At 39.3% G+C, this 736-nt stretch carries 1 tRNA gene and 1 rRNA gene; both read left to right on the top strand.

Annotated elements, in window-relative coordinates:
• Nucleotides 1-142: 142 nt before the first annotated feature.
• Nucleotides 143-218 (top strand) — tRNA-Ala (locus tag ASU03_RS19475).
• Nucleotides 219-618: 400 nt separating this feature from the next.
• Nucleotides 619-736: ribosomal RNA gene (locus ASU03_RS19470) — 23S ribosomal RNA — on the top strand; the annotation flags it as partial.

Raw genomic sequence — 736 nt, 5'->3', positions numbered from 1 at the left:
TAACAAGGTAACCCTAGGGGAACCTGGGGTTGGATCACCTCCTTATCTTGAAGTAAAATTGCTTAATGGAAATCAGTTTTCGGATTGTATTTCACGAGTGTTCACACAAATTACATGATAACAAAATTGAAGAAACCCTAATGGGGCTATAGCTCAGCTGGGAGAGCACCTGCCTTGCACGCAGGGGGTCAGCAGTTCGATCCTGCTTAGCTCCACCATTTATTTTCTTCACTAAAGAAAGAGACCAAACTTAACACATCATTTGTTGATGATTTAAGTTTGGTTTTTTAAACCACGAATTAACCGAATGCGAGTTGATTTGAAGTTCTTTAACAATCTGGAAAGCTGATATAAATATCGGTATTTATATATTGAACACGGTGTCGCGCTGTTGTTCATATCAGTATAAATACCAACAAAAGCGATACAAACTCTCCCAAGGGTTTGTATCAACATTCGATTAATGTCTACTCGACATTGATTGTCTTATCAAGTAACTCATCTTATATGAACCTTTCGAGGTAAGTATATTGAGTACGTGAAAATGTCAGACTTTACAATTAGTTCGGATTAGTCTCCGGACATTCTAGTATCTTTCGAGACTACTTAGGGTTGTATGGTTAAGTGACTAAGCGTATGTGGTGGATGCCTTGGCAGTTAGAGGCGATGAAGGACGTGTTAATCTGCGAAAAGCTCAGGTAAGGTGATAACAACCGTTATAGCCTGAGATGTCCGA

The sequence above is a fragment of the Colwellia sp. TT2012 genome, from assembly GCF_001440345.1.
In the GTDB taxonomy this organism is placed as follows: Bacteria; Pseudomonadota; Gammaproteobacteria; order Enterobacterales; family Alteromonadaceae; genus Colwellia.
The sequence above is the reverse complement of the archived record's forward strand: the minus strand, read 5'-3'. Positions and strand labels throughout refer to the sequence as shown.